Here is a 6,120-nt window from a genome sequence, read left to right on the forward strand (position 1 = left end):
CCTTCCCTCTAGTAAATTGACTGTTTACAGGTTCGAGTTTGCGCACTACCCTGTCGCTTTATGACCCGTTTACCTAAAAAACGGGGAATTACCCAGGTTGAAGAGGATAAATCCCTCATCCTCCGCTCCAAGGTGGGTCAGTCTTGAATCCATGGACCCCGGTGATTAAATAGACGTATGGGGCACAAATGCATCTGGTGCGGTTCCAATATGGAACCTAACGCCTTGTTTTGCGGTGAGTGCGGTTCACGTGAGGATGTTGCCGACGGACTGGAGTGCGGGACAAATCCAGAAAAAAACGAGTTAGTTTGTAATGGGTGTCGAATCCAACTTTCTTCACCCGAGAAAATTTACCATCTCAGTGAAAGATCTGGTTGCCTGGTTTATAGCCTCGAGTATTGCAAGAACTGTTATGAAGCAAGATTGATTGAACAAGCAAAATGGAAACAAATTTACAAAGAGGAAGAAAAGGCTGCAAGGGCACAGTGCAAAGAGTGCAGAAAACCTTTCCCGGGGATCTTTAGAAAAAAGAGATTCGCACTTGAACGTTCGTCTTGGGATCTAACTAGAGATTACTATTGCGAGGATTGTTTCTTAGCTTTACCAAAAAAAGAGAAACTAGATGATCCCAATGAACGTAATTCCTTCGATCCTTGGGGCTAATCCACTTCTAGCTAGATCTCAACCCCAATAAACTTGGTCTGTAAGAACTCGTGAATTCCGTCGAAGCCACCTTCGCGGCCTAAACCAGATTGCTTAACGCCACCAAATGGTGCAGCTGGATCTGAAATAACACCTTTATTGATGGCAACCATTCCTGATTCCATTGCCTCTGCTGTGCGAAGTGCACGTGTGAGGTTTGATGAAAAGACGTAACTAATCAGACCAAATTCAGTGTCGTTGGCTAACTCGATTCCTTCTTCATCTGTATCAAAAATAACGATCGGTGCGACCGGGCCAAAGATCTCATGAAGCAGAATCGGATTGTCTTTTTCAACGATCAAAACTGTTGCTGGGTAGAAGGCGCCATCGCCTTCTGGCTTAACTCCACCCACTTCAACCTTTGCGCCAGCGGCGATTGATTGATCAACAAGCTCTGCAATCTTGTTGCGTTCCTTCATTGAGACAGAGGCACCAAGTGTTGTAGTTGCATCTGTTCCACGGCCCACAACATAACTACTCATGGACTTTGTCATTTCTGCAATAAATGCTTGTGCAATTCCACGTTGAACATAAATGCGGTTTGCAGATGTGCACGCAGCCCCACCGTTGCGCATCTTTGCTAGTGAGAGCTGCGGAATAGTTACGGCTAAGTCTGCATCATCATGAATAACAACTTGTGCGTTTCCACCAAGTTCCATCGAACAGCGAATAACTCGGTCTGCAGCTTCTTTGAGAAGAACACGACCAACTTCTGTTGAACCTGTAAAAGAAAGATTCTTAACTCGTGGATCATGCAACATCTTTGAAATTGCAGGTCCTGTTTTTTCTGGCAAGACTAAATTCAGAACGCCCTTTGGTAATCCCGCACGTTCCATCAGATCAACGATGTACATAGCGGTCAGTGGAGTTTCCCCAGCCGGCTTTAAAATCATTGTGCAGCCAGCGGCAACTGCTGGGCCGATCTTGCGGGTTGCCATTCCTGCGGGAAAATTCCACGGCGTAATAAGAATAGAAAGACCGATAGGTTCATGAGTTACAAGGATGCGCTTGTCCCCTGATGGTGACTTACGGAAATCACCTGGTGTGCGAACCGCCTCTTCTGCAAACCAACGGAAAAACTCAGCCGCATATGCCGCTTCACCGCGAGCATCTGGCATTGCTTTTCCGTTTTCACGAGAAATCATTGTCGCGATCGCTTCATTTTCGGCTGTCATTAATTCAAAGGCCTTGCGCAATATCTCTGCCCGATATCTAGGAGCTGTCTTTGCCCACGCTTTTGCTGCGGCGTCAGCAGCTGCGATTGCTGCCTCACAGTGCGCATCTCCGGCAAGGGCCACCTCAGCGATAACTGACCCATCGCTTGGATCGTAAACAGGAATCTTTCCAATTCCATCGACCCATTGGCCATCGATATATAGCTGTGTATGCATGGGTGAAGCATACGCTTCAGGCGTAAAACAGTGAAGATTGCGGGGGCTGAGGTAGAGTGACGCTCATTAAGTTGCATTAATTGCAATTGAAAGAGGAGAGATCAGTGGCTAAGTCTTGGACTGATAACGCTCCTACCCCAGTTGTTAAACAAGAGCACTCTCACTTAAAAGATCCTCTCAGTTACAAGATTAAGTGCCGCTTGCTTGGAATCCCGCTGAATCGACACACCTTGGAATCACAAAGATTAAGCAAACGAAATGCTTTTGGAGTTCTTTCCTCCGATTGCATCTCTTCTTCTGCTTATGGTGGAGAGCAAATTTTAGTGGCTTTGATTCCAGCTTTTGGTCTTGCCGCTTTCACCATCTTTCCACCAATGATCGGCATTATTTTGCTGATGTTGGTACTAATTACTCTCTTGTACAGAGATGTAATTAGTACATACACTCGCTCTGGTAGCGCATATCTGGTGTCACGAGAAAATTTTGGTCGAGTCGTCTCTCAAATTGCTGCGGTGGAATTAATGTTTGGCTATGTAATCACTGTAGCCATTCAATCTGCTGCTGGGGTTGCGGCATTACTTTCAACCTTCCCTGAATTAACCTCGCTAAAAGTTGAGCTCACAATTTTAATTGTTGTAATTTTGACTTACGTAAATCTTAGAGGTGTTAAGGATGCGGGTATCTTTTTTGTAATTCCATCATATTTATTTATGGGAACCATGTTTATAGTATTTATCTTTGGTATTTATAGGTACTTCAACAATTCTTTACCTGTATACAGCGACAAAACAGAAGGTTTGATACCGATCGGACAGGCTCAAGGGTTACTGTCGGTTGCCGCCATGCTTTTATTGCTAAAGGCATTTGCCAATGGAAGTGCCTCGCTAACTGGAATAGAAGCTATTTCAGATAGCGTTCCTCTTTTTAAATCGCCCGAGCACGTAAATGCCAAAAAGGTTCTCATTTTGATGAGCATGACTCTTGGCGCTTTAATTCTTGGTATTGCATGGCTTGCCAAGGAAACTCAAGCCATCCCATATGCCGATGGAACACCAACAGTAATTTCATTGGTTGCAAAAGCGGCACTGGGAGATAGCCTCATCGGGGATGTCCTCTTTGTTTTGACGCAATTAGGAACAATGTTGATCTTATTCGCCGGGGCAAATACTTGTTTTAGCGCTTTCCCAAACATGGTCAATATGGTTGCAAATGATGGATTCTTGCCTAGACGTTTAACTCAGCGTGGTCACAAATTAGTGTTTTCAAACGGAGTATTTTTCATTGCTGGGGTTGCCTCAATCTTGGTAATTGCAACGAACGCAAGCATAACTATTTTGGCAGCAATTTATGCTCTCGCTGTATTTGTTGGATTCGCTTTAACTGGTGCCGGAATGACAAAAAAGAGTTTTGGTTCAAAGGCTCCAAATCGAATGAGAAAAGTAATACTCCATGCAACTGCAACAGGGATTGCAGTATTCACGGTGATCGTTCTTTCCCTCGTTAAATTCTCAGAAGGAACTTGGGTTGTAGTTGTGGGAACACCACTTGTAGTTCTACTCATGCTCAAGTTCAACAATCAGTACACACGGGAACAAGAAGCTCTTGCAGTAAAGCAACATCAAGAGCGTGCTACTTCGATTGCTCGACATGATGTAACAGTCTTAGTTGATAACGTTGATATTGCAACAGTGGGTGCAATTCGATATGCGCGAAGCTTGAAGCCTCGCAACTTGTCAGCCGTCCACTTTGTTATTGACGATCGTCGTGCTGAAGCAATTCAAAAAGCATGGGCAGCATCAGATGCACTAGATGATGTGACACTTGAATTAATTGATTGTCCAGACCGTCGTCTTGCTAACTCTGCGCTGGATTATGCAATCCGAATGACTGAAAAGCCAGATGTTGAATTAACTCTGCTACTTCCACGTCGCGCCTACTCTGGCTTCTTGGGAAGATTGCTGCACGATCAAACAGCTGAAGAAATCGCAGCGCCGATTTCACAATTGCCACGAGTTGTTGCAACGATTGTTCCATTTGACGTGGACCGAATCGCTTCTAGAAAATCATCATTTACTGCACCTAAACTGGCGGTTCCAGAAGTTGCACCCAAGCCAGTTCAAAAGGTTCTGCCAGTAAATATTGAACCAGTAAGTCACTACGCAGAGAATGTGACTCCGATCGGCAAGATTGAATGGCGCAAACGCGCGCAAGTTCAGGGTCGAGTGACTTCGATTAAGACAGCTCCTCGCGGATCCGCCCCAACCCTTGAGGTTGAGATCTGGGATGAAACAGGTGGTGTTTCATTGCAATTCTTAGGTCGACGTGAGATCGCGGGACTGGAGATTGGTTCTCAGTTGCGCGCCGAGGGCATGGTTGGTGAAGAAGAAGGATCTATGGTGATTCTTAATCCCTCTTACGAACTTCTTGTATAAAGGACTTAATTAGTTCTCCACATTCTTCAGCCAAAACACCTGCACGGACTTCAGTTCTAAAGGTACTTCTAGGATCGCGCAGTAAATCCCACGCTGAACCAACTGCGCCAGCTTTTTCATCCCATGCACCAAATACAACTGTCTGTAAACGAGATTGGGCAATTGCACCTGCGCACATAACGCAAGGTTCTAGAGTCACAACAAGTGTGTGATCTGTTAAGTGCCAATCCCCCAGCTTTTCTGCTGCATTACGTATTGCAACTATTTCAGCATGAGCAGTTGGATCATTGTGTAATTCACGCTGATTGTGTCCCGTTGCAATCAATACACCTGCCTTATTAAATATTGCAGCACCAACTGGAATATCTTGGCTTGCTAATGCGGTGCGCGCTGCGTCAAGTGCAACGTGCATCATTTCAATATCGTTCACAGATCCAATAACTCCGTGAATTGATCTCCAAATCCTAGACGAGCAGCAATTGCTTCAAGCTGCTCATCTGGAAACAACTCTTCGTCATCGCACAACGCAGTAATTTCCATACCACTCATACCAAGGTCTGCAAGAATTTCTATATGACCTACAGGTCCGGACTCTTCATCATCTTCCGGAATCGGAAGATCTGCAATCTCCATTAACTCTTCTGCAACTGGATAATCCAGGGCAGCAGTTGCATCACTTAAGAACAATGAAATATGTGAACCTAATACGCGGATTAAAATGAAAAATTCTTCATCGATTGCAATCAATGCAATTGAGCCACCGTTAGTTTGTTGTGATTTCAAGCGAGTGATTATCTGGGCGATGTCATAAGGGTCTGGAAGTGTGCCCAGTGTCCAGCGACCATCCTCGTGCCAAGCCGCTACAGCAAAATCCATCTCGCTTGTGAGGTCGGTTACTACATCGTCGATTGCGTCAAAGGATTCAATCTCTTCAACGAGGCCATCTTCGAAATCAGACATGTGCCCATACTTTCACTCATTGGAAAGGAATGAAACCCCTGTAAGGTAATACCCATGAAAGTACATGTTGCCAACCACCCACTTATCAATCACAAATTGACGGTTTTGCGCGACGAACGGACCGATTCACCAACCTTCCGCCGCTTAGTCGAAGAGCTAGTAACTCTTTTGGCTTACGAGGCAACTAGAGATGTCCGTACGCACCAAGTGGAAGTGACAACCCCTGTCACTAAAACTAAAGGTCAGAAACTGGCAGATCCTCGACCAGTAGTAGTCCCGATTTTACGTGCAGGGTTGGGAATGCTTGAAGGAATGAGCAAGTTAATCCCAACTGCCGAAGTTGGATTTCTTGGCATGGTTCGAGATGAAAAGACTTTAGAAGCAACTACATACGCAAACCGATTACCTGATGATCTATCTGGCCGACAGGTTTTTGTCTTAGATCCAATGCTTGCAACAGGCGGCACCTTAATTATGGCTTTCCACTATTTGATTGACCTAGGAGCAACAGATATCACTGCAGTATGCATCTTGTCTGCTCCTGAAGGAATAGCTGCTGTAGAAAAAGAGTTTGCAAATAGTCGAGTGCCAATCACGATCGTTACTGGTGCACTTGATGAAAAGTTAAATGAGCA

6 protein-coding genes are annotated in these 6,120 nt (G+C 45.0%); 3 read left to right on the forward strand and 3 right to left on the reverse strand.

Translation table 11 applies throughout. From position 1 onward, the window contains the following. Nucleotides 1–210 precede the first annotated feature (210 nt). Nucleotides 211–663 (forward strand): hypothetical protein, encoded by a 453-nt coding sequence (locus AC9UH7_RS05885; RefSeq protein ID WP_509596177.1) that lies wholly within the window; start codon nt 211–213, stop codon nt 661–663. Between the two features lie 11 nt (nt 664–674). On the opposite strand, the gene AC9UH7_RS05890 is transcribed toward AC9UH7_RS05885, so the two are convergent. Further along, nucleotides 675–2,093, reverse strand: a complete 1,419-nt coding sequence (locus AC9UH7_RS05890; RefSeq protein ID WP_509596179.1) for an NAD-dependent succinate-semialdehyde dehydrogenase — start codon at nt 2,091–2,093, stop codon at nt 675–677. Between the two features lie 104 nt (nt 2,094–2,197). Between AC9UH7_RS05890 and AC9UH7_RS05895 the strand changes: the two genes are divergently transcribed. Then, nucleotides 2,198–4,525, forward strand: a complete 2,328-nt coding sequence (locus AC9UH7_RS05895) for an amino acid permease (RefSeq protein WP_509596180.1) — start codon at nt 2,198–2,200, stop codon at nt 4,523–4,525. Here AC9UH7_RS05895 and AC9UH7_RS05900 read toward each other — a convergent pair. Together AC9UH7_RS05900 and AC9UH7_RS05905 are read right to left on the reverse strand one after the other, a co-directional pair. Further along, nucleotides 4,497–4,955 (reverse strand): nucleoside deaminase, encoded by a 459-nt coding sequence (locus AC9UH7_RS05900; protein WP_509596182.1) that lies wholly within the window; start codon nt 4,953–4,955, stop codon nt 4,497–4,499. The genes AC9UH7_RS05895 and AC9UH7_RS05900 overlap by 29 nt on opposite strands. After that, complete coding sequence (locus tag AC9UH7_RS05905) at nt 4,952–5,485, reverse strand: tRNA adenosine deaminase-associated protein (protein WP_509596183.1); 534 nt, start codon at nt 5,483–5,485, stop codon at nt 4,952–4,954. The genes AC9UH7_RS05900 and AC9UH7_RS05905 overlap by 4 nt, the downstream gene beginning before the upstream one ends. Nucleotides 5,486–5,539: 54 nt before the next feature. Between AC9UH7_RS05905 and upp the strand changes: the two genes are divergently transcribed. Then, on the forward strand, nt 5,540–6,120 hold a 581-nt coding region (upp, locus tag AC9UH7_RS05910; RefSeq protein ID WP_509596185.1), incomplete at its 3' end, for a uracil phosphoribosyltransferase.

This window comes from Candidatus Planktophila sp. (assembly GCF_044348745.1).
In the GTDB taxonomy this organism is placed as follows: Bacteria; Actinomycetota; Actinomycetes; order Nanopelagicales; family Nanopelagicaceae; genus Planktophila.